Source organism: Thiohalorhabdus sp. (assembly GCF_046545655.1).
GTDB lineage: Bacteria > Pseudomonadota > Gammaproteobacteria > Thiohalorhabdales > Thiohalorhabdaceae > Thiohalorhabdus.
In genome coordinates, this window is record NZ_JBKGZG010000044.1 from 1 (window position 1) to 20,290 (window position 20,290).

At 69.3% G+C, this 20,290-nt stretch carries 15 protein-coding genes; 8 read left to right on the forward strand and 7 right to left on the reverse strand.

Going from position 1 to position 20,290, the window contains the following annotated elements:
* Positions 1-318 precede the first annotated feature (318 nt).
* The 4 genes from ACLFRB_RS09850 to narI are packed head-to-tail and all read left to right on the forward strand — an operon-like array spanning position 319 to position 6,813.
* Positions 319-4,053, forward strand: a complete 3,735-nt coding sequence (locus tag ACLFRB_RS09850; protein WP_411068838.1) for a nitrate reductase subunit alpha — start codon at positions 319-321, stop codon at positions 4,051-4,053.
* Positions 4,054-4,104: 51 nt separating this feature from the next.
* The gene (gene narH / locus ACLFRB_RS09855) at positions 4,105-5,586 is read left to right on the forward strand and encodes a nitrate reductase subunit beta (protein ID WP_411068839.1); all 1,482 of its coding nucleotides are present in this window, start codon (positions 4,105-4,107) and stop codon (positions 5,584-5,586) included.
* Between the two features lie 14 nt (positions 5,587-5,600).
* Entirely contained in the window at positions 5,601-6,113 is a 513-nt protein-coding gene (gene narJ / locus ACLFRB_RS09860) for a nitrate reductase molybdenum cofactor assembly chaperone (protein WP_411068840.1), read from the forward strand.
* Positions 6,114-6,126: 13 nt separating this feature from the next.
* Complete coding sequence (narI, locus tag ACLFRB_RS09865; protein WP_411068841.1) at positions 6,127-6,813, forward strand: respiratory nitrate reductase subunit gamma; 687 nt, start codon at positions 6,127-6,129, stop codon at positions 6,811-6,813.
* 120 nt (positions 6,814-6,933) lie between these two features.
* Here narI and ACLFRB_RS09870 read toward each other — a convergent pair whose 3' ends face one another.
* From ACLFRB_RS09870 to ACLFRB_RS09900, 7 genes are all read right to left on the reverse strand, one after another.
* Complete coding sequence (locus ACLFRB_RS09870; protein ID WP_411068852.1) at positions 6,934-7,572, reverse strand: response regulator; 639 nt, start codon at positions 7,570-7,572, stop codon at positions 6,934-6,936.
* Complete coding sequence (locus ACLFRB_RS09875) at positions 7,559-9,559, reverse strand: ATP-binding protein (protein WP_411068842.1); 2,001 nt, start codon at positions 9,557-9,559, stop codon at positions 7,559-7,561. The genes ACLFRB_RS09870 and ACLFRB_RS09875 overlap by 14 nt, the downstream gene beginning before the upstream one ends.
* The gene (locus ACLFRB_RS09880) at positions 9,547-10,332 is read right to left on the reverse strand and encodes a sirohydrochlorin chelatase (protein WP_411068843.1); all 786 of its coding nucleotides are present in this window, start codon (positions 10,330-10,332) and stop codon (positions 9,547-9,549) included. Before ACLFRB_RS09880 ends, ACLFRB_RS09875 begins: the two co-directional genes overlap by 13 nt.
* A 175-nt stretch (positions 10,333-10,507) precedes the next feature.
* Positions 10,508-11,536, reverse strand: a complete 1,029-nt coding sequence (locus ACLFRB_RS09885) for a hypothetical protein (protein WP_411068844.1) — start codon at positions 11,534-11,536, stop codon at positions 10,508-10,510.
* A 12-nt stretch (positions 11,537-11,548) separates the two neighbouring features.
* Positions 11,549-12,685 (reverse strand): NAD(P)/FAD-dependent oxidoreductase, encoded by a 1,137-nt coding sequence (locus ACLFRB_RS09890; RefSeq protein ID WP_411068845.1) that lies wholly within the window; start codon positions 12,683-12,685, stop codon positions 11,549-11,551.
* A gap of 34 nt (positions 12,686-12,719) precedes the next feature.
* Positions 12,720-12,950, reverse strand: a complete 231-nt coding sequence (locus ACLFRB_RS09895) for a sulfurtransferase TusA family protein (protein WP_411068846.1) — start codon at positions 12,948-12,950, stop codon at positions 12,720-12,722.
* Between the two features lie 29 nt (positions 12,951-12,979).
* A complete protein-coding gene (locus ACLFRB_RS09900; RefSeq protein WP_411068847.1) occupies positions 12,980-13,372 on the reverse strand; it encodes a DsrE/DsrF/DrsH-like family protein in 393 nt (130 codons plus the stop codon).
* A 267-nt stretch (positions 13,373-13,639) separates the two neighbouring features.
* Here ACLFRB_RS09900 and ACLFRB_RS09905 point away from each other — a divergent pair, with 267 nt between their 5' ends.
* The 4 genes from ACLFRB_RS09905 to ACLFRB_RS09920 all read left to right on the forward strand — a co-directional run.
* Positions 13,640-14,959: a sigma-54 interaction domain-containing protein gene (locus ACLFRB_RS09905; RefSeq protein WP_411068848.1), complete on the forward strand. Its 1,320-nt coding sequence runs from the start codon at positions 13,640-13,642 to the stop codon at positions 14,957-14,959.
* A 74-nt stretch (positions 14,960-15,033) separates the two neighbouring features.
* A complete protein-coding gene (gene gltX / locus ACLFRB_RS09910) occupies positions 15,034-16,440 on the forward strand; it encodes a glutamate--tRNA ligase (protein WP_411068849.1) in 1,407 nt (468 codons plus the stop codon).
* 276 nt (positions 16,441-16,716) lie between these two features.
* Positions 16,717-18,123: a cysteine--tRNA ligase gene (gene cysS / locus ACLFRB_RS09915; protein WP_411068850.1), complete on the forward strand. Its 1,407-nt coding sequence runs from the start codon at positions 16,717-16,719 to the stop codon at positions 18,121-18,123.
* A 249-nt stretch (positions 18,124-18,372) separates the two neighbouring features.
* The coding region (locus ACLFRB_RS09920) for an ATP-dependent DNA helicase (protein WP_411068851.1) at positions 18,373-20,290 on the forward strand (1,918 nt) is incomplete at its 3' end.

The window sequence follows — 20,290 nt, forward strand, 5'->3', positions numbered from 1 at the left end:
GTGACCTGGTGGTTCTACTACCGGAAGAACGCCGAGGTGCCCTGTTAAGCGCCCTGGGAACGGGAACGGTGGAAGGGCGCAAGGCCGGATCCCTCGGGGTCCGGCCTTTTTATGGGCGATCTCCGCAATCGGCATGGAGACCTACCCCCATGGGTAGGTGGGAATACTCCCATTCGGCACCACAAACCTACTCTTCACGGTTCTATCCCCGGTTTGCGGAAGTTTCTACCTTTATACCCAAGGTAAACGCATCGCGGTCCCGGGCCCCGGCAGGGAACGGATCAGGGGCTTCGACCAGCAGCGGCGAAGGAGTCAGCAATGGGTGATTTTTTGGATCGTCTGCGGTTCTTCAGCAAGAACGGCGAGGAGTTCGCCGGCGGCTGGGGGAAGGTGTCGGACGAGGATCGGGCCTGGGAGGATACCTACCGCAACCGCTTCCAGCACGACAAAGTGGTGCGCACCACCCACGGGGTGAATTGCACGGGTAGCTGCAGCTGGAAGGTGTTCGTCAAGAACGGCCTCATCACGTGGGAGATGCAGCAGACCGACTACCCCCGTACCCGGCCGGACCTGCCGAACCACGAGCCGCGCGGCTGCCAGCGGGGGGCAAGCTTCTCCTGGTACGAATACAGCCCCCACCGCATAAAGTATCCCCTGGTGCGCGGCCGCCTGGTGGAGATGTACCGCCGCGAGCGCCAGACCAAGGACCCGGTGGAGGCCTGGGCCGCCATCGTCGAGGAGCCCGAGAAGGCCCGCGCCTACAAGGGCGTGCGCGGCCTGGGCGGCTTCGTCCGCACCAGCTGGGACGAGGCCCAGGAGATGATCGCCGCGGCCAACGTCTACACCGCCAAGACCCATGGCCCGGACCGCATCAACGGTTTCTCCCCCATCCCGGCCATGTCCATGCTCAGCTACGCGGCCGGCTCGCGCTACCTTTCGCTGATCGGCGGCAACTGCCTCTCCTTCTACGACTGGTACTGCGACCTGCCGCCGGCCTCGCCGCAGACCTGGGGCGAGCAGACCGACGTCCCCGAGGCGGCCGACTGGTACAACTCCACCTACCTCATCGTCACGGGCGCCAACCTGCCCATGACCCGGACGCCGGACGCGCACTTCTACGCCGAGGCCCGCTACAAGGGCACCAAGGTGGTGTCCATGGCCCCGGACTACGCCGAGTACGTGAAATTCGCCGACCTGTGGATGCCGGTGAAGCAGGGCACCGACGCCGCCGCCTTCCTGGCCATGGGCCACGTGGCGCTCAAGGAATTCCACCTGGATCGCCAGGACCCCTACTTCCACGACTACGTCAAGCGCTACACCGACATGCCCATGGTGGTGCGCCTGGAAGAGGACGGCGGCACCTACCGGCCCGGCCGGCTGCTGCGCGCCTCCGACTTCGACGGCTCCCTCGGCGAGGACAACAACCCCGAGTGGAAGACCATCGTCTTTGATCAGGCCGCCGGCGAGTTCGCCGCGCCCAACGGCTCCATCGGCTTCCGCTGGGGCGAGGACGGCAAGTGGAACCTGGAGCAGAAGGCCGGCGGCCGCGAGATCGACGCGGCGCTCTCCTTCATCGACGGCTCCGATGACGTGGTCCCGGTGGCCTTCCCGCACTTCGCCGAGGACGAGCCCGAGGAGCTGGCCCGCAACGTGCCGGTGCGCACCCTGGAGATCGACGGCGAGCAGGTGCGCGTGGCCACGGTGTTCGACCTGCAGGCGGCCCAGTACGGCCTGGACCGCGGCCTGGGCGGCGACAACGTGGCGGCCAGCTACGACGACGCCGACGTGGCCTACACCCCGGCGTGGGCGGAGAAGGTCACCGGGGTCAAGAAGGCGGATCTGATCCGCACCGGGCGGGAGTTCGCCGACAACGCGGCCAAGACCCACGGCAAGTCCATGGTGATCCTCGGCGCGGCGATCAACCACTGGTACCACAACGACATGAACTACCGCGCCATCATGAACCTGCTGCACCTGTGCGGCTGCGTCGGCCAGTCCGGCGGCGGGTGGGCGCACTACGTGGGCCAGGAGAAGCTGCGGCCGCAGGCCGGCTGGGCGCCCATCGCCTTCGGCCTCGACTGGCACCGGCCGCCGCGGCACATGAACGGCACCACCTTCTACTACTTCCACACCGACCAGTGGCGCTACGAGACCATCGATCCGGCCGCCCTCAAGGTGCCCGGCGCCCGGGACAAGGACAATGGCTACCAGCTGGCGGACTACAACGTGGTGGCCCAGCGCCTGGGCTGGCTGCCGTCGGCGCCGCACTTCAACGAGAACCCGCTGGAGATCGTGCGCAAGGCCGAGGCGGACGGCGCCACCACCGAGGAGGCGGTGGCCGAGCATGTGGTGGGGCGGCTGAAGTCCGGCGACCTGCGCTTCGCCAGCGAGGACGTCGACAACCCCACCAACTTCCCCCGCAACCTGTTCGTGTGGCGCTCCAACCTGCTCGGCTGCTCGGCTAAGGGCCACGAGTACTTCCTCAAGCACCTGCTGGGCACCCAGAACGGCGTCATGAACGAGGCCGACGCCCCCGCCGGGCGCCCCGAGGAGATCGAGTGGCACGAGGAGGCCCCCACCGGCAAGCTCGATCTGCTGGTGGACATCAACTTCCGCATGAACTCCACCGGCCTGCACTCCGACATCGTGCTGCCCACGGCCACCTGGTACGAGAAGAACGACCTCAACACCAGCGACATGCACCCCTTCATCCACCCGCTTTCCGAGGTGGTGAACCCGCTGTGGGAGAGCAAGAGCGACTGGGACATCTTCAAGGGCCTGGCGGCCAAGTTCGGCGAGCTGGCCGGCGACCACCTGGGCACCCAGAAGGACCTGGTGGCCATGCCCATGCAGCACGACACCGCCGCGGAGATCGCCCAGCCCTTCGAGGTGCAGGACTGGAAGAAGGGCGAGTGCGAGCCCATCCCGGGCAAGACCCTGCCGGTGCTCAAGGTGGTGGAGCGCGATTTCGCCAGCACCGGGCACAAGTTCATCAGCCTCGGTCCCTTGATGGAGAAGGCCGGCAACGCGGTGAAGGGCGTGACCTGGGAGACCGGCCAGGAGATCGAGGAGCTGCGCCACCACATCGGCACGGTGGAGTCCGAGGGCGTGGGCAAGGGCCAGCCGTCCCTGGAGTCGGACATCCAGGCGGCCGACGCCCTGATGAGCATGGCGCCGGAGACCAATGGCGAGGTGGCCTACCGCACCTGGTCCCTGCTGTCCAAGAAGACCGGGCGCGACCACACCCACCTGGCCGCCGACCGGCGCGGCGACAAGATGCACTTCCGCGACCTCCAATCCCAGCCGCGCAAGATCATCACTGCGCACACCTGGTCCGGGCTGGAGTCCGAGGAGGTGAGCTACACCCAGGGCTACACCAACATCCACGAGCTGATCCCCTTCCGGACCCTCACCGGCCGGGCGCAGTTCTACCAGGACCACGAGTGGATGCGGGACTTCGGCGAGGCCTTCTGCGCCTACCGGCCGGCGGTGGACATGCGCTCCATCCAGCGCCGCTCGGCCGGCAACCGCGACAACCCCAATCCGGGGGTGGTGCTCAACTGGATCACGCCGCACTCCAAGTGGGGCATCCATAGCACCTATAACGACAACCACCGGATGCTCACTCTCGGGCGCGGCGGGCCCATCGTCTGGATCTCCGAGGTGGACGCGGAGAAGGCGGGGATCGCTGACAACGACTGGGTGGAGGCGGCCAACGGCAACGGCGCCACCATGGGCCGCGCGGTGGTCAGCCAGCGCATCCCCGAGGGCATGGCCATGATGTACCACGCCCAGGAGAAGAACGTGAACGTGCCGGGCTCGCGGAGCACCGGCAAGCGGGGCGGCATCCTCAACAGCGTCACCCGCGTCACCGTGAAGCCCACCCACATGATCGGCGGCTACGCCCACCTGAGCTACTTCTTCAACTACTACGGCACGGTGGGCTCCCAGCGCGACGAGTTCGTGGTGGTGCGCCGGGTGGACGAGGTCGACTGGCTGGAGCGGCCGCTGACCGAGGAGCGCGAGAAGGCCCCCGACGTCCCGGGGCTCTAGGCCTTGGTGGCCTCGTTTGTCCCCCGCTTAGCGAGACACAGGAGAGACGCCATGCGAGTCCGCGCACAGATGATGATGGTGATGAACCTCGATAAATGCATCGGGTGCCACACCTGCTCGGTGGTCTGCAAGAACACCTGGACCAACCGCAAGGGCATGGAATACGCCTGGTTCAACAACGTCGAGTCCAAGCCGGGTATCGGCTACCCCAAGGAATGGGAGAACCAGGCCAAGTGGAAGGGCGGCTGGACGCGGATCAACGGCAAGCTGGAGCTGCGGGCCGGCGGCCGCGGCCGCAAGCTGGCCAGCATCTTCCACAACCCCAACCTGCCCACCATCGACGAGTACTACGAGCCGTACACCTACGACTACCAGAACCTGGTGAGCGCGGGGTACAAGGAAGCCACCCCCACCGCCCGGCCCGTCTCCATGATCACCGAGGAGACCATGGACAAGGTGGAGTGGGGCCCCAACTGGGAGGACGACCTGGGCGGCCCGTTCGCGGCCCGCAGCAAGGACAAGAACCTGGAGGGGGTGGATAAGGACATCTACAAGGAGTTCGAGAACACCTTCCACATGTACCTGCCGCGGGCCTGCAACCAGTGCGCAAACCCGGCCTGCGTCGCCAGCTGCCCCTCCGGGGCCCTGTACAAGCGCGACGAGGACGGCATCGTCCTGGTGGACCAGGAGCAGTGCCGCGGCTGGCGCTTCTGCGTCTCCGGCTGCCCCTACAAGAAGGTCTACTTCAACTGGGCCACCGGCAAGTCGGAGAAGTGCATCGGCTGCTACCCCCGCGTGGAGTCGGGCATGCCGCCGGCCTGCGTGGAGTCCTGCGTGGGCCGCATCCGCTCCTACGGGGTGGTGCTCTACGACGCCGACCGCATCGAGGAGGTGGCCGGCACGGCCCGCGAGGAGGACCTCTACGAGGCCCACCGGGATCTGTTCCTGGACCCCCACGACCCGGAGGTGCAGAAGGCGGCCAAGGCCTCCGGCATCAAGCACGAGTGGATCGAGGCGGCGCAGAGCTCCCCGGTGTACAAGATGGCGGTGGAATGGCGGGTGGCCTTCCCACTCCATCCGGAGTTCCGGACCCTGCCCATGATCTGGTATGTGCCGCCGCTGTCGCCAGTGCAGACCCAGATCGACCAGGGCAACCTGCCCACTGAGGACGACGGGGTCATCCCCCGCTCCGAGTCCATGCGCACGCCGGTCAGGTACCTGGCCAACCTGTTCACCGCCGGCGACGAGGCCGCCGTGAAGGGTGCCCTGGACCGCATGATCGCCATGCGCAGCTACCACCGCGCCCTGAACGTGGACGGCAAGGCCAACACGGCGGTACTGGACAAGGTGGGGCTCACGGAGGACCAGGCCCGGGACATGTACCGCTACATGGCCATCGCCAACTACGAGGACCGCTTCGTGGTGCCCATCAGCGCCCGCGAGGTCATCCACGAGTACGACGAGACCTACGCGGCCCAGGGGGCGTCCGGCTTCGACCAGGCCTTCCCCGAGATCTACGTCCACGAAGACTGAAGCGGAGGCCCGCAATGCAACGGTACAAACTGCTATCTGCCCTGCTCGATTACCCCACCGCCGAGCTGCAGGCCGCCGCGCCGGAGCTCTGGGAGATAGTGGAGGAGGATCCCGGCCTGACCGAGGCGGACCGCGCCGCCCTGCGGACCCTGATCCAGGAGCTGGCGGAAACGGACCTGCTGACGGCCCAAGAGGCCTATTCCGGCCTTTTCGACCTCGGGGAGAAGGTCCACCTGCACATGACCCACTTCCGCTACGGCGACACCCAGGAGCGGGGCCAGCAGCTGGTGGCCATGGACCAGTTCTACCGCGCCCACGGCTTCGTGGGCGAGCGGGTGGAGGTCCCGGATTACCTGCCCCTGATGCTGGAGTTCGCCGGGGAGCGGTCGGAGGCCGGCGAAAGCCTGCTGGCCGAGTTCGTGGACATCTACGGGGAGCTGGAGGCGAAGCTGGCGGAGGCCGAAAGCCCCTATGCGGCGGTGTTCACGGTCCTGAAGAACCACGTGTGCCCGCCGGTGGCCGCCTGAAAGGAGCCCTCCCATGGAGACTCTGCACCACATCCTGTTCGGCATCTATCCCTACATCGCGCTGGCCACCTTCCTGGTGGGCAGCGTGCTTACCTACAACCACAAGCAGCGGCGCTGGGGCAGCAAGTCCAGTCAGCTGCTGGAGGGGGACCGGCTGCGGATGGGCAGCATCCTCTTCCACAGCGGCATCCTCCTGCTGTTCGTCGGCCACCTGGTGGGCCTGCTGACGCCGCCGGAGGTGTTCCACGCCCTGGGCATTTCCCCCGCGGCCAAGCAGCAGCTGGCCATGACCGCCGGCGGCATCTTCGGGACCATGTGCCTGATCGGGCTTGCCATGCTCATCCACCGGCGCATGACCAACCGGCGGATCTACAAGAGCTCCTCCGGCATGGACATCTTCATCCTCTGGCTGCTGCTGGCGACCCTGCTGCTTGGCCTGCTGACCATCTCCGTGTCGGCGTCCCATCCCGAGGGCCACGTCATGGAGCAGCTCATGCACTGGGCGCAGGCCATTGTGACCCTGCAGCCGGCCTCCCATCTGCTGCTGGAGGTGTCCTTCCTCTACAAGCTGCACATCCTGTTCGGGCTGACGGTGTTCCTGGTGTTCCCCTTCTCCCGGCTGGTGCACATCTGGTCCGCCCCCGTGGGCTACATCAACCGGCCCTACCAGTTGGTGCGGCGGCGCGTGCAGCACACTTGAAACCCTGCAGCCGGCCCTTCCCCTCCGGCGCGGGTAGCCCGGGCGGCAACGCCCGGGCTTTTTTGTTTTGCAGGTCGGGGCCCGATTCGCCTCCGGTGCGGGCGTCGAGAGTCGCCGCTATTACTCCTCGACGAGTCCGTGGCGGGTGGCCAGGATGGCCGCCGAGACCCGGGAGTCGACGCCCAGCTTGCGCAGCAGGTTCTTGACGTGGAGCTTGACGGTGTCAGGGCTGATGTCGAGAGCCCGGGCGATGGCCTTGTTGCTCTCGCCGAGGGCGATGTGGCGCAGGATCTCCTGTTCGCGGGGGGTGAGCTCGTCGAGGGGGCCGGCGCTCTCCTGCGCCCGGTCCTCGCCCCGCACCACCTGGGCCAGGGAGCCCGTCAGGCTGGGGGCGACCACGGTCTCGCCCGCCAGGACCCGGTCCAGGGAGCGGTTCAGCTCCGCGGGCTCGGCGTCCTTGAGGAGGTAGCCGGAGGCCCCGGACCGCAGGGCGGTCACCAGGTCCTCCTCGTCGTCGCTCACGGTGAGCATCACCACCCGCCCCTCGATGCCGGCGTCCACCAGACGGCGCAGGGTCTCCAGGCCGTCCATGCCGGGCATCTTGAGGTCGAGCAGGACGATGTCCGGGCGCAGCTCGGGCACCCGTTCCAGGGCCTCGGCCCCGGAGCTGGCCATGCCCACCACCTCCAGGTCGGGGCGCTTCTCCAGCAGGCTCTCCAGGCCGCCGCGGAACAGGGAATGGTCGTCAACCAGAAACACGCGCAAGGCTCGCTGCCTCCCCATCGTTGGGATCCGTTCGGCCCCGGGGGAAGGTCAGGAGGACCTGGACGCCCTCCCCGGGCTCGCCTTCAATTTCCACCCGGCCACCCAGCCGGCCCGCCCGCTCGCGCATGATGGACAGCCCGAAGTGGGCCCGGTCGTCGGCGTCCACGGCGTCCACGTCCATACCGCGCCCGTCGTCCTCCACCAGGATGTGGTAGGTGTCGTCCTTTTCCTGGACCATGATCCGCACGTTCTCCGCCTGCGCGTGCTTGCGCACGTTGGCCAGGGCCTCCTGGACGATGTGGAACACCTGGATCTCGCCGTCGGGGTCCAGCTCCAGGTCGTGATTGAGCCCCTGCAGGTAGACGGGCACCCCGGTCTGCTCGTGGAAGGTGGCCACCAGGCTCTTGAGGGCCGGCACCAGGCCGCGCTCGTCGATGCGGGTGCGGAAGTGGGTGAGCAGCTCGCGCAGATTGCTGTAGCCTGACTCCACCCCGTTGCGGACCTTGCCGACCAGCTCACGGCTGGTGTCCAGGTTCCCCTTCTCCAGCTCCTCTTCCAGCATCCACGTCTGGAGCTTCACCGACGCCAGGCACTGGGCGATGGAGTCGTGTAGCTCGGCGGCCAGCAGATTGCGCTCCTCCATGAGGGAGGTGCGCTGGGCCTCGGCGGTGAGCCGGCGGTTCTTGATGACCAGGCCCACGTGGTTGGCCACCGTCTCCAGCAGGGAATCCACGCCCTGCTGGTGGGGCTGGCGGGGGGTGCCGAAGAGGGTGAACAGGCCCAGCACCTGGTCCTTGTACTTGATGGGCACGGCGTACATGCCCGCTTCCCGGCCGCAGGGCAGGGTTCCGCCCATCTGGGCCTCACAGGGGGCGAGGTCGTCGCGGTAGCTCAGGCTACCTTCCCGTGCGCTCTGGCCGCACAGGCAGCGGTCCAGGGAGACCACGTCCTCCCCGCGCAGCATCCCGGGGTCCAGGCCCCGGGAGGCCACCAGGCGCATGCGGTCGTCCCCCGTGACTAGCCGCACCATGCCGGCGTCCGACTCGGTGACCTCCACGATCCGCTCCAGCGCCTGGTCCAGAAGATCCTCCACCGGCAGGTTGGTCTGCAGGCTGGAGGCGATTTCGTAGAGCATGGCCAGGCGCAGGTTGCGGTGCTGGAGGGAGCGGGTCTGCTCGGCCACCTGGGCGTCCAGGTCGCTTTTCAGGGACTTGAGCTCTTCGGCCATGTCGTTGAAGGCCCCGGCCAGCTGGTCCACCTCCTCGGTGTCGGCGCGCGGGGCGCGGCAGGATTCCAGGTCGCCGGTAGCGAGCTGACGGGCGCAGTCCCGCAGGCCCTGCAGGGGCCGGGTGAGGTAGTGGCGTGTGCGCTGGAAGCTCACCACCCCCACCAGGATGGCGATGACGGTGAAGCCCAGCAGGCTCAGGTAGTAGCGCTGCAGCTTGGTGGCGGAGCTTTCCTGCAGGTGGCCCACGTAGGTGTCCACCCGCCCCACGAAGCCCGCCAGGTGCTCGTTGTAAGCCTCCGCCACCCCGCGGTCGAGGCCGGTGGGGGACTCGGGGAGCAGCTCCTTGCGGGCCAGCCAGCGGGCCTGGATGTCGGCGAGCGTGGCCTCGGTATCGCGGGGCAGGGAGATGGAGGCCGGGAAGCCCTGGTCCAGGAATTTGGCCTGCTCCGCCAGCCGGCGGTCGTAGGCGGCGACGTCCTCCCGGATGCGCTCCCAGAGCCGCTGGCGGCGCTCCCCGGTGCTGTCGGCGGCGAGGGTCAGGTTATGGCCGATGCGGTAGGCCTGCATGCGCAGCTTGCCGGCCTCGTTGATGGCCTCCGCCTCGCCGTGGAGCTGGTCGGTGATGGACACCCCCACCACGATCAGCGCCAGGGCGAGGCCGAGGCCGGCGAGGAGCATACCGGCCAGGCGGTTGCCCACCGAGGGCCGTCCCAGGCCGGGAAGGCGGGCGGAGAGGCGGCTCATGAGCTCCATGGGGGATCCCCGGCGTGGAAGGGGGTGGTCTCCACCGTCTCCAGGCGGCGGGCGATCCAGGCACGCACGTCGGGGCAGCTGCCCGGCGGCTCGCAGAGCCCCACCTCCAGCCCGGGGTGGCGCATGCGGATACCGGCGATGCGATCCCGGGCGTGGTCCCGGAGGGCGTCGGGGAGCAGGGCGTGCGGGAACACCAGAATGCGGCGAACTCCGGTGGCCATCTGGTCGGCGATGACGGTTTCCAGGGAGGGGGGCGCGGCCCGCTGAAAGGCGCCGTCCGCCCGAGCCGCGCCCAGGTCCCGGCCCAGGCGCCAGGCCAGGGCCACCAGGGGCGCCAGGGCATCGGGGTCCCGGCTGCCCCGCCCGAGGACGACGATGCCGGTGTGGCCCGGATCACCGCTCGTCGTGGCCCCCATCTCGGTGAGGCATCGGCGCGCCAGGGGAAGCAGCTCGGGCTCCGCGCCGAGGGGGGGCGCCACCCGGATGCGGGTGGCCGGCAGACAGGTGGCCGCCACGGCCAGGGCCGCGTCCAGGGCAGGCGGGATGACCCCGCCGGGCCCCGGAAAGGCGGGGATGACGGCCACGCGGGCGCATTCCCGGGCCAGCCGACGCAGCCCCTCGAAGACCGTGGGGGGGTCGGTTTCGAGGAAGGCGGTCCCCACGGCCCGGAGGGGGTGCTCGGCCCGGACATCGGCGGCGAGCCGCTCGAGGGCGGCCTCTTCGGCGGGTCTCCGGGCGGTCAACAGGACGCCGGGTTGCTGGGGGACGCGCATTTCCACCTCGCGGGGCCGGGCGGCAGAACGGCCGATCTGCCAGTCCTTTAGTTTGGGGAAACCGCCGGGAGTTCCGGAATGATCCGGATCAAAGGGCGGAAACAAGAAGCCGGACGGCGCGTGCGCGCCGTCCGGCGGCCGGGGGAGGGGCCCCGGTTGGCAAGTCCCGGCGGGCTCAGTCCCCGGCCCGCTCCAGACGGCAGCGACGGAAGTGCTTGCCCAGGGCGATCACGAACTGCAGCACCTCCTGGGTCTCCTTCTGCTTCATGATGTGCAGCAGCCCGCGCAGGCCGCCCTTGGCCTCCGGCTGGTCGGGCATCTCCGCCACGGCCCCCTGCACGCACCGGAGCAGGTCCTCCGTCATGTGCATCTGCTGGAGCTGGTCGATCAGCTCCACGGCCCGCGGCAGCTCGGCGGCGAAGCGGTCGATCACCTCCGGGGAAAGCTGGGCCATGAGGCGGTTGAGCGCCGGCGCCGCCTCGATCAGGCGGTCGAGGAGGCCCGAGGACTGCAGCCGGTCCAGCAGGGCCATGGCTTCGGCGGCGTTGCCCGCCAGGCGCCCGATCATCTCGTCGGTGAGGGCCTCCTGGGCGGCGCCGAACAGCCGGGCCAGGCTAGCCAGGCGCTCGAGATCGCCGTTGTCCACCATGCACTGGATGGTGGGCAGCATCCGGTCCAGGTTGGCCCGGTTGAGCTTGTCGAGCAGGTCCAGGCCGTCCCCGGCGGTGGTGGCCAGCCGGCCGACCATCTCGTCGGTGACCGCCTCCTGCGCCGACCCCAGCAGGCGGGCGAAGTCCGCCAGCCGCTGCAGGTCGCCGTTGTCCACCATGCGCTCCAGGATGGGCACGGCCCGCCCCAGATCGGCGCGGTTGACCCGGTCCAGCAGGTCCATGGTCTCGCCGGCGGTGGTGGCCAGACGGCCCACCATCTCGTCGGTGAGCGCCTCCTCGCCGGCCCCCACCAGGCGGGCGAGGGCGGCGAGGCGCTCCAGGTCGCCGTTCTTGACCAGCCGTTCCAGCACCGGCAGGGCGGCGTCGAGGTCGGAGCGGTTGACCTTGTCGAGCAGCTCCATGAGCTCGCTGCCGGTCTCCGCGAGGCGGCTCACCATCTCGTCGGTGAGCGCCTCCCGCCCCGCTTGTCCCAGGTGGCGGAGGGGCTCCGTCACCTCGGGGGCCTGTTCTTCGGCGTCGGCTACCTTGTTCATGGCTGTGCCTCCCTAGAGCAGCCCGCGCACCGAGTTCCAGTACAGCTGGTTGTAGGCGAGCTTGAACCAGTGGACCGTCTCCGTGGGCGGCTGCGGGTCGGGCGGGGTGGTGTAGTTGAAGGAGGCGAAGGTGGCCCGGTCCTTGCCCGCCTCGATGAAGCAGAACACCTTGCCGTCGTAGTCGCGCACCCGCCGGCCGTGCTTGACCTGAGCGGCGATGTTCTCGCCGAGGACCTCCGCCTCGTAGTGGGCGGTGGAGCCGGCCTTGGAGATGGGCAGGTTGGTGGTGTCGCCCAGCACGAAGGCGTTGTCGTGGCCCTCCACGTTGAGGGTGGCGCGGTCGGTGGGGATCCAGCCGCTGGTGCCCAGCTCGTTGCTCTCGATGGTGTCCATGCCCTTGTGGGGCGGGATGGTGATGAGCAGGTCGTAGTCGACGGTGGAGCCTTCCTCGCTGTGCACCTGCCGGTTGTCGCCATCCACCTCCTTGGGGTTGAACAGGGTCTCGTACTCGATGCCGAGGCGGTCGAATTCCTTCTCCGCCCACTTGCCCACGTTCACCAGCGAGTGCAGTCGCCCGATCGGGTAGGTGTACTTGAAGGACACCTGGTCCAGAATGCCGCGGTCCTTGAAGTGGTCGTGCATCATGAAGGTGATCTCGAGGGGCACCATGGGGCACTTGTGCGGCACGCCGGTGACCACCGCGACCCGGCCGCCCTCGAAGCTGGACAGGGCCTCCCAGGTCTTCAGCGCGGCCTCCTCGGTGTAGACGTGGTGGCCGTGCTCGAGCAGGCCGGGGATGTTGTCCGGCTTGGCCTGGGAGCCGGTGGCGATGGCGATGTAGTCGTAGTCGTAGGTCTTGCCGCTGACCGTGGCCACCTGGTTTCCGTCCAGGTTGAAGGACTCCACCGGGTCCACGTGGAATTCGATGCCGGGCTCCAGGAGGCTGGCCTGGTCGCGGTAGAGCTCGTCGGGCATGACCTTGCCGAAGGCCACGTAGAGCAGCCCGGGCTGGTACATGTGCTGGTCCGAGGCGGAGAGCATGGTGATTTTCACATCGCCGTTGTCCAGCTCCCTGCGCAGCCGCCGGGCCAGGTTGTTGGCGAGGATGGTGCCGCCCATCCCGCCGCCGACTATCAGGATCTTCTTCATGGCATCACGCTCCTTGATTGCGTGGGGGGACGCGCTATTTCGCCTTGCGGGCGCGGATGTGGTAGACGCCGTCTTCCTGGAAGTTGTCCACCAGCTCGTGGCCCACCTTCTCCAGCCATTCCGGCACGTCGTTGGCGGAGCCCTCGTCGGTGGAAAGCACCTCCACCTCGTCGCCCACCTCCACTTCCTTCATGGCGGCGATCAGCTCCATCAGGGGGCCCGGGCAGAAGGAGCCGCGGGCATCGACGGTCTTGGTCTCGCTCATCGGTGCTCCCGAATCGGTGTTGCGGTGGTCTAGAAGGTGAGGACGGTGGCATCCTCGAAATCGCTCATGAACTTGGTCAGGCCCAGGGGCTTCTCGAGCATGGGGTTCAGGTCGTCCTCGCCGGCCTCGAGGATGTCCACGGCCATGGAGCAGGGGTAGATCTTCGCGCCGCCCAGCTCGGCGGCCTGCTCGAAGAGGTCCATGAAGTGGGGGGCGTTCTTCTCCGCCAGCAGGCGGCCCATCTCGCCGTCATTCGGGGCCTCTTCCCGCTCCCGCCCCCGGACGAAGTAGGTCATGGCGTTCATGGACAGGAACACGGTCACCTCGGTGCCGGAAACGGAGCCCACGGAGGCCATCATGGCGGCCATCTGGAGCTGCTCCCGGGAGCCGGAGGTCACGATCAGAGCCAGCTTGTCGGCCATGGGTCGTCGAACCTCGGTAGTGGGATGAATCTTTGGGGATTTCGGTGTACGCTTCGCATTCGGCCCAGCGATACGGGGTGGACGTCCCCGGGCCGAACGTCCGCTCGGATGCGCGTCAGGGGCGGGTTAGGCAAGGCTCGTGCCATTTGTCTAACCTTTTGAAAAATAGGAAATAAACGTCCAAGGCGGAGGGGCTGGCAGGTGGCAGTCCTGCCACTCTGTCATGTCAATCTGTCAGCCAGGGCGGCGCCGAGGAGGGACCCCGACATGCCTCCGATCCCGGATCCGGTCATTCAGTCGCTCATCGACGCCCAGGAGGGGCCCTTCGTCCTCATCGACGGGGACTACCGGGTGGTGGCGGCCAACGCGGCCTACCGGGAGGCCTACGGCCTGGGGGCGGACGACCCCATCGTGGGCCGCCCCTGCTACGAGGTCTCCCACCACCTCGATCACCCCTGCCACCTGGACGGCGAGGACTGCCCCCACCGGCGGGTCTTCGAGACCCAGCGCCAGCATGTGGTTCTGCATACCCATTACGACCGGAGCGGCCGCGCCGAGCACGTGCGCATCAAGGGGTACCCGGTGGTCGGTCCCGGCGGCGAGCGGCTGGTGGGGGAGGCCATCACCCGCCTGGCCGGCACCGAGGACATGGACTGCGAGGAGATGCGCCTGATCGGCAGCTCGCCGGCCCTGCTGCGGGCGGTGGACAAGCTCACCCAGGTGGCCCACAGCGACCTCGGCATCCTGCTGCTGGGGGAGAGCGGGGTGGGGAAGGACCTGGCGGCGCGCTACGTGCACCGCCAGAGCCCCCGCCGGGAGGGGCCGTTCCAGGTGGTGGACTGCTCCACCCTCAACGGCGAGCTGTTCGAGAGCGAGATCTTCGGCCACGAGCCGGGGGCCTTCACCGGCTGCGTGGGCCGCAAGCAGGGCCTGTTCGAGCTTGCCGACGGGGGCACCCTGTTCCTGGACGAGATCGGCGAGCTGCCCCTGGCCATGCAGGCCAAGCTGCTGCGGGCCCTGGAGTCGGGCCAGTTCCGCCGGCTGGGCGCGGAGGACACGCGCAGCGCCGACGTGCGGGTGGTCACCGCCACCAACCGCGACCTGGCGGGAATGGTGGAGAAGGGCGCCTTCCGCGAGGACCTCTACTACCGGCTGGCCTGCATCACCATCCAGCTGCCCTCCCTGCGCGAGCGCCGCGAGGACATCCCGGCCCTCTCCGAGGCCCTGCTCACCCGCATCAACCGCGCCAACGGCACCCACTGCACCCTGTCCGCGGCCGCCCTGGAGCGCCTCTCCGACTACGACTTTCCGGGCAACATCCGCGAGCTGCGCAACATCCTGCAGCGCGCCGTGGCCCTGTGCAGCGGCGGGGTGATCGGGGTGGAGGAGCTGGGGCTGGAGGGGGGCGAGGGCCCCTCCGGGACACGGCGAGGGCCCCCGGAGCCCCGGTCCCTGCGGGAGCTGGAGATGCGCTCCATCCAGGACCTTTTGGAGCGCCACGACGGCCGGCGCAAGCCCGTGGCCGAGGCCCTGGGCATGAGCGAGCGGACCCTGTACCGCAAGCTCAAGCGGTACGGGCTGAACTGAGGGGCCCCGGGTAGAAGCGACCCCCCGGCCGCGAAGGTTTGCCCCGGTACCCGCGCGCGACTACCATTACGGCCATGAAAACGCCCGTCACTACCCGTTTCGCGCCGAGCCCCACCGGCGCCATGCACCTGGGCAACGCCCGGACCGCCCTGTTCAACTGGCTGCTGGCCCATTCGGCCGGCGGCCGGTTCGTGCTGCGCCTGGAGGACACCGACCGGGAGCGCAGCACGCCCGAGCACGCCGAGGCCCTGCTCGAGGACCTGCGCTGGCTGGGCCTGGAATGGGACGCCGGCCCCGGCGCCGAGGACGAGCACGGCCCCTACGCCCAGTCGGAGCGCGGCGCCGTCTACGCCGGCTACTACGAGAAGCTCGAAGCCGCCGGCAAGGCCTACCCCTGCTACTGCACTTCCGAGGAGCTGGAGGCGGTGCGCCGCGCCCAGCGGGCCCGGGGCGAGCCGCCGCGCTACCCGGGCCGCTGCCGCAACCTCACCGCCGCCGACCGCGAGCGCCTGGAGGCCGAAGGGCGCGAGGCCACCCTGCGCTTCCGCGTGGAGCCCGGCGAGATCGCCTTCGACGACCTGGTGCGCGGCCGGCAGGTGTTCCAGGGTGAGGAGATCGGCGACTTCATCATCCGCCGCAGCGACGGCACGCCGTCCTTCTTCTTCACCAACGCCGTGGACGACGCCCTGATGGGCGTGAACCGGGTGCTGCGCGGCGAGGACCACCTCACCAACACCCCGCGCCAGCTCCTGCTCCTGGAGGAGCTGGGCCTGCCGGCGCCCACCTACGGCCACATCAACCTCATGGTGGGCTTTGATGGCGCGCCGCTGTCCAAGCGCAACGGCAGCCGCTCCGTGGCGGAGCTGCGCGAGGCGGGCTACTTCCCCGAGGCGGTGAACAACTACCTCGCCCGCCTCGGCCACCACATGGAAACGGGCGAGCTGCTCGCCCTCCCGGACCTGGCGGCGCACTTCCACGCCGAGGGCCTGTCGCGCTCCCCGGCCAAGTTCGACGTGGAGCAGCTCGACCACTGGAACAAGGAAGCGGTGCACCACGCCGCGCCCGGGCGGCTGTGGCCCTGGGTGGCGCCGGCCCTGGAGACGGCCGTGCCGGAAGATGTGCGGCAGGATTGGCTGGCGGCGGTGCAGCCCAACCTGGAGCGCCCGGCGGACGCCGAGCAGTGGGCGCGGGCCTGCTTCGGCGAGGTCGAGCCCAGCGAGGAGGCCAAAGCCGAAATCCAGGGCGCGGACCCGGCCCTGTGGGAGGGCGCCGAAGCCGCCCTGCAGGAGCACGGCACCGACTTCGCCGCCGTGCTGGAGTCCATCAAGGGTTCCACGGGTCTCAAGGGCAAGAAGCTCTTCAAGCCCCTGCGCGCGGCCCTCACCGGCCGCACCTTCGGCCCGGAGCTCGGCCCGCTGCTGCCGCTCATGGGCCAGGAACGCGCCCTGGCCCGCATCCAGGCGGCGAAGCACAACGCCTAATAAACAAGATGGTAGGAGCGGCCGTCCCGGCCGCGACCGGATAGGCCCGGCCGCTTCAGCCCCCTGTAGGAGCGAGCTCCAGCTCGCGACCCGCGGCAAGGGGCCTCATGGCCGGAACGTGGCCCTGTAGGAGCCCAGCTCCGCTGGGCGATGGCCCAATCCGGCAATCGCCCGCTAAAGCGGGCTCCTACGGGGCCCATTGGCACTATGTGGGAGCGGCCGTCCCGGCCGCCCCGAACCGTGGCTGATCCACAAAACCGGACGGAACAGACCCCGATGACCCTCCACGTCTACAACAGCCTCACCCGGCAGAAGGAACGCTTCGAGCCCGCCGACCCCGCCCACGTGCGCATGTACGTGTGCGGCATGACGGTCTACGACGACTGCCACATGGGCCACGCCCGGGTCATGGTGGTGTTCGACGTGATCGTGCGCTACCTGCGCGCCCGGGGCTACGGGGTGGAGTACGTCCGCAACATCACGGACATCGACGACAAGATCATCGCCCGCGCCGCGGAGAACAACGAATCCGTGGAGGCGCTCACCGAGCGCGTCATCGCCCGCATGCACGAGGACCTCGACGCCCTCGGCGTGCTGCGCCCGGACCACGAGCCGCGCGCCACCCAGTCCGTGGACCAGATGATCGCCATGATCCAGGGCCTCATCGACCGCGGCTACGCCTACGCCACCGACGCCGGCGACGTCTACTACGAGGTGCGCAAGTTCAAGCACTACGGCCGGCTGTCCGGCGAATCCATCGAGGACCTGCGCGCCGGGGCGCGGGTGGAGGCCGAGGCCGACAAGCGCGACCCCCTGGACTTCGCCCTGTGGAAGGCCGCCAAGCCCGGCGAGCCCGCCTGGGATTCGCCGTGGGGCCGGGGCCGGCCGGGCTGGCACATCGAGTGCAGCGCCATGTCCACCAACCAGCTCGGCTGCCCCCTGGACATCCACGGCGGCGGCGCCGACCTGCGCTTCCCCCACCACGAGAACGAGATCGCCCAGAGCGAGGCGGCGCTGGACTGCACCTTCGCCAAGTACTGGATCCACAACGGTTTCGTGCGGGTGGACGACGAGAAGATGGCCAAGTCCCTGGGCAACTTCTTCACCATCCGCGAGGTGATGGAGCAGTACGACCCGGAGATCCTGCGCTTCTTCCTCATGAGCAGCCACTACCGCAGCCCGCTCAACTACACCGAGGACAATCTGCGCGGCGCCGCGGAGGGCCTGGAACGGCTCTACACCGCCCTGGAGGACGTGGAGCCGGTGGTCTACGAGGACCCCGACCACGTGGACGAGGACCTGCTGCCCTGGGTGGTGCGCTTCCGCAGCGCCATGGACGACGACTTCAACACCCCCGAGGCCCTGGCCGCCCTGTTCGAGCTGGCCCGCGAGGTGAACAAGCGCAAGGAGGAGGACCCCGACGGCGCCCGAGCCGCGGCGGGCGTGCTCAAGCTCCTCGGCGGCTGGCTGGGGCTGCTGGAGCGCGATCCCAAGGCCTTCCTGCAGCGCGACACCGGCGGCTTCCCCGCCGAGGAGATCGAAAAGCTCATCGAGCAGCGCGCCGAGGCCCGCAAGAGCAAGGACTTCGCCACCGCCGACGCCATCCGCGACCGCCTCGCCGCCAACGGCATCGAGCTGGAAGACCGCGCCGACGGCACCGTCTGGCGCCGCGCCAGCCACTAGGCACGGGCCTGAAACGAAGCTGTAGGAGCGAGCTCCAGCTCGCGACCGGCTCAATTCGGCCGGAGGCCAAAATTGGCCGGTAGGAGCGACGGCCCCCGTCGCGACCACCCAAATCGGGCCCCGAACCCCCGTAGGAGCCCGCTTTAGCGGGCGATCTGCCAAAATCGGGCACCGTGCCCCATACGGATTCGCCCGCTGAAGCGGGCTCCTACATCGGCCTGCCCAAACGCCGGAGCTGCCACCCACCCCATGACCTCCGCCCGCGACACCCTAGGCCCCGAAGGCCCCCTGGCGGGCGCCCTGGACAACTTCCAGCCCCGCCCGGAGCAGCAGGAGATGGCGGCGGCCGTGGAGGACGCCCTGGCCAACCAGGGCACCCTGGTGGCCGAGGCGGGCACGGGCACCGGCAAGACCTTCGCCTACCTGGTGCCGGTGCTCCAGTCCGGGCGCAAGGTGCTCGTGTCCACCGGCACCCGCAACCTCCAGGACCAGCTCTACCACCGCGACCTCCCCTTGCTGCGCCGCGCCCTGGGCGCCGACTTCCGCACCGCCCTGCTGAAGGGCCGCGCCAACTACCTCTGCATCCACCGCCTGGAGCGCGCCGTCTATCAGGAGCGCGAGCTCTCCGGCGAGCAGCGCGCCGACCTGGCGCGCATCCGCGAGTGGGCCGGCCACACCACCCATGGCGACCGCGCCGAGGTGACCAGCCTCGCCGAGGACGCCGCCATCTGGCCGCGCGTCACCTCCACCAGCGACAACTGCCTGGGCACGGAGTGCGAGCACTACGACGACTGCTTCCTCATCCAGGCGCGCCGCCGCGCCCAGGAGGCGGACGTGGTGGTGGTCAACCACTACCTGTTCTGCGCCGACCTCAACCTCAAGAGCGAGGGGGTGGGGGAGCTGCTGCCCAAGGCCGACGCCGTGGTCTTCGACGAGGCCCACCAGCTCCCCGAGGCGGCCAGCCGCTTCTTCGGCACCGGCATCAGCAACTACGGCCTGCGCGAGCTGGCCCGCGACAGCCGCGACGAGTTCGCCCAGGAGGCCGGCGACGACCCCCAGCTCCCCGAGGCCGCGAACGCCCTGGAGCGCGCCGCCGGCGACTGGCGCCGCGCCCTGGGCGAGGGCGACTGGCGCGGTGCCTGGAAGCCGGTGCTGGAGCAGCCCGCCCCGCGGCAGGCCTTCGACGCCCTGCGCTCCGCCGCCGACCGCCTGCAAAACGTCCTGGAGATCCACGCCGAGCGCGGCAAGGGGTTAGGCCGCGCCTTCGAGCGGGCCAAGGACCTCAACGAGCGCCTGAATTTCCTCCACGAGGCGGACGACCCGGACTTCGTCTTCTGGATGGAGACCCGGGGCCGCGGCGCCTTCGTCCACGCCACGCCGCTGGAGGTGGCCGGGCCCTTCCAGCGCGCCACCGGCGGGGCCAAGGGCCAGGCCTGGGTGTTCACCTCCGCGACCCTGGCCGTGGGGGAGAGCTTCACCCACTTCTGCGCCCGCCTGGGCCTGCCCGGGGACGTGACGACCCGCAAGTGGGAGTCGCCCTTCCACTTCGACGAGCAGGCCCGCCTCTACCATCCGCCGCGCCTGCCCGACCCCGGCAACCCCGCCTACACCGACCGCCTGCTGGACGCCGCCCTGCCGGTGGTGGCGGCCAGCCCCGGCGGCGCCTTCTTCCTGTTCACCAGCCACCGCGCCCTGCGCCAGGCGGCGGACCGCCTGCGCCGCGAGGGCCGCTTCCCCCTGCTGGTGCAGGGCGACGCCCCCCGCGACCACCTGATCCACCAGTTCCGGTCCAAGGGCAACGCCGTGCTGCTCGGCACCGGCAGCTTCTGGGAGGGCGTGGACGTGCGCGGCGCGGCCCTGTCCGTGGTGGTCATCGACAAGCTCCCCTTCCCGAGCCCGGCGGACCCGGTCATCGAGGCCCGCGACCGCTACCTGAAGGAAAAGGGCCTGGAGCCCTTCCCCCACGAGCACCTGCCCACCGCGGTCCTCACCCTCAAACAGGGCGCCGGCCGCCTGATCCGCGATGCCAGCGACGCCGGCGTCCTCATCATCGGCGACCCGAGACTCACCCGAAAGACCTACGGCAAGACCTTCCTGGCCAGCCTGCCGCCCATGCCCAGAACCTACGACCTATACGAGGTGAAACGCTTCCTGGGCCAGGAAACCC

Excerpts from the sequence above, each read along its gene's own strand:
- ACLFRB_RS09880 (WP_411068843.1), bottom strand. The coding sequence starts at position 10,332 with ATGCGCGTCCCCCAGCAACCCGGCGTCCTGTTGACCGCCCGGAGACCC.
- ACLFRB_RS09900 (WP_411068847.1), bottom strand. The coding sequence starts at position 13,372 with ATGGCCGACAAGCTGGCTCTGATCGTGACCTCCGGCTCCCGGGAGCAG.
- ACLFRB_RS09885 (WP_411068844.1), bottom strand. The coding sequence starts at position 11,536 with ATGAACAAGGTAGCCGACGCCGAAGAACAGGCCCCCGAGGTGACGGAG.
- ACLFRB_RS09850 (WP_411068838.1), top strand. The coding sequence starts at position 319 with ATGGGTGATTTTTTGGATCGTCTGCGGTTCTTCAGCAAGAACGGCGAG.
- gltX (WP_411068849.1), top strand. The coding sequence starts at position 15,034 with ATGAAAACGCCCGTCACTACCCGTTTCGCGCCGAGCCCCACCGGCGCC.
- ACLFRB_RS09905 (WP_411068848.1), top strand. The coding sequence starts at position 13,640 with ATGCCTCCGATCCCGGATCCGGTCATTCAGTCGCTCATCGACGCCCAG.
- ACLFRB_RS09895 (WP_411068846.1), bottom strand. The coding sequence starts at position 12,950 with ATGAGCGAGACCAAGACCGTCGATGCCCGCGGCTCCTTCTGCCCGGGC.
- cysS (WP_411068850.1), top strand. The coding sequence starts at position 16,717 with ATGACCCTCCACGTCTACAACAGCCTCACCCGGCAGAAGGAACGCTTC.
- narI (WP_411068841.1), top strand. The coding sequence starts at position 6,127 with ATGGAGACTCTGCACCACATCCTGTTCGGCATCTATCCCTACATCGCG.
- narH (WP_411068839.1), top strand. The coding sequence starts at position 4,105 with ATGCGAGTCCGCGCACAGATGATGATGGTGATGAACCTCGATAAATGC.
- ACLFRB_RS09890 (WP_411068845.1), bottom strand. The coding sequence starts at position 12,685 with ATGAAGAAGATCCTGATAGTCGGCGGCGGGATGGGCGGCACCATCCTC.
- ACLFRB_RS09875 (WP_411068842.1), bottom strand. The coding sequence starts at position 9,559 with ATGGAGCTCATGAGCCGCCTCTCCGCCCGCCTTCCCGGCCTGGGACGG.
- narJ (WP_411068840.1), top strand. The coding sequence starts at position 5,601 with ATGCAACGGTACAAACTGCTATCTGCCCTGCTCGATTACCCCACCGCC.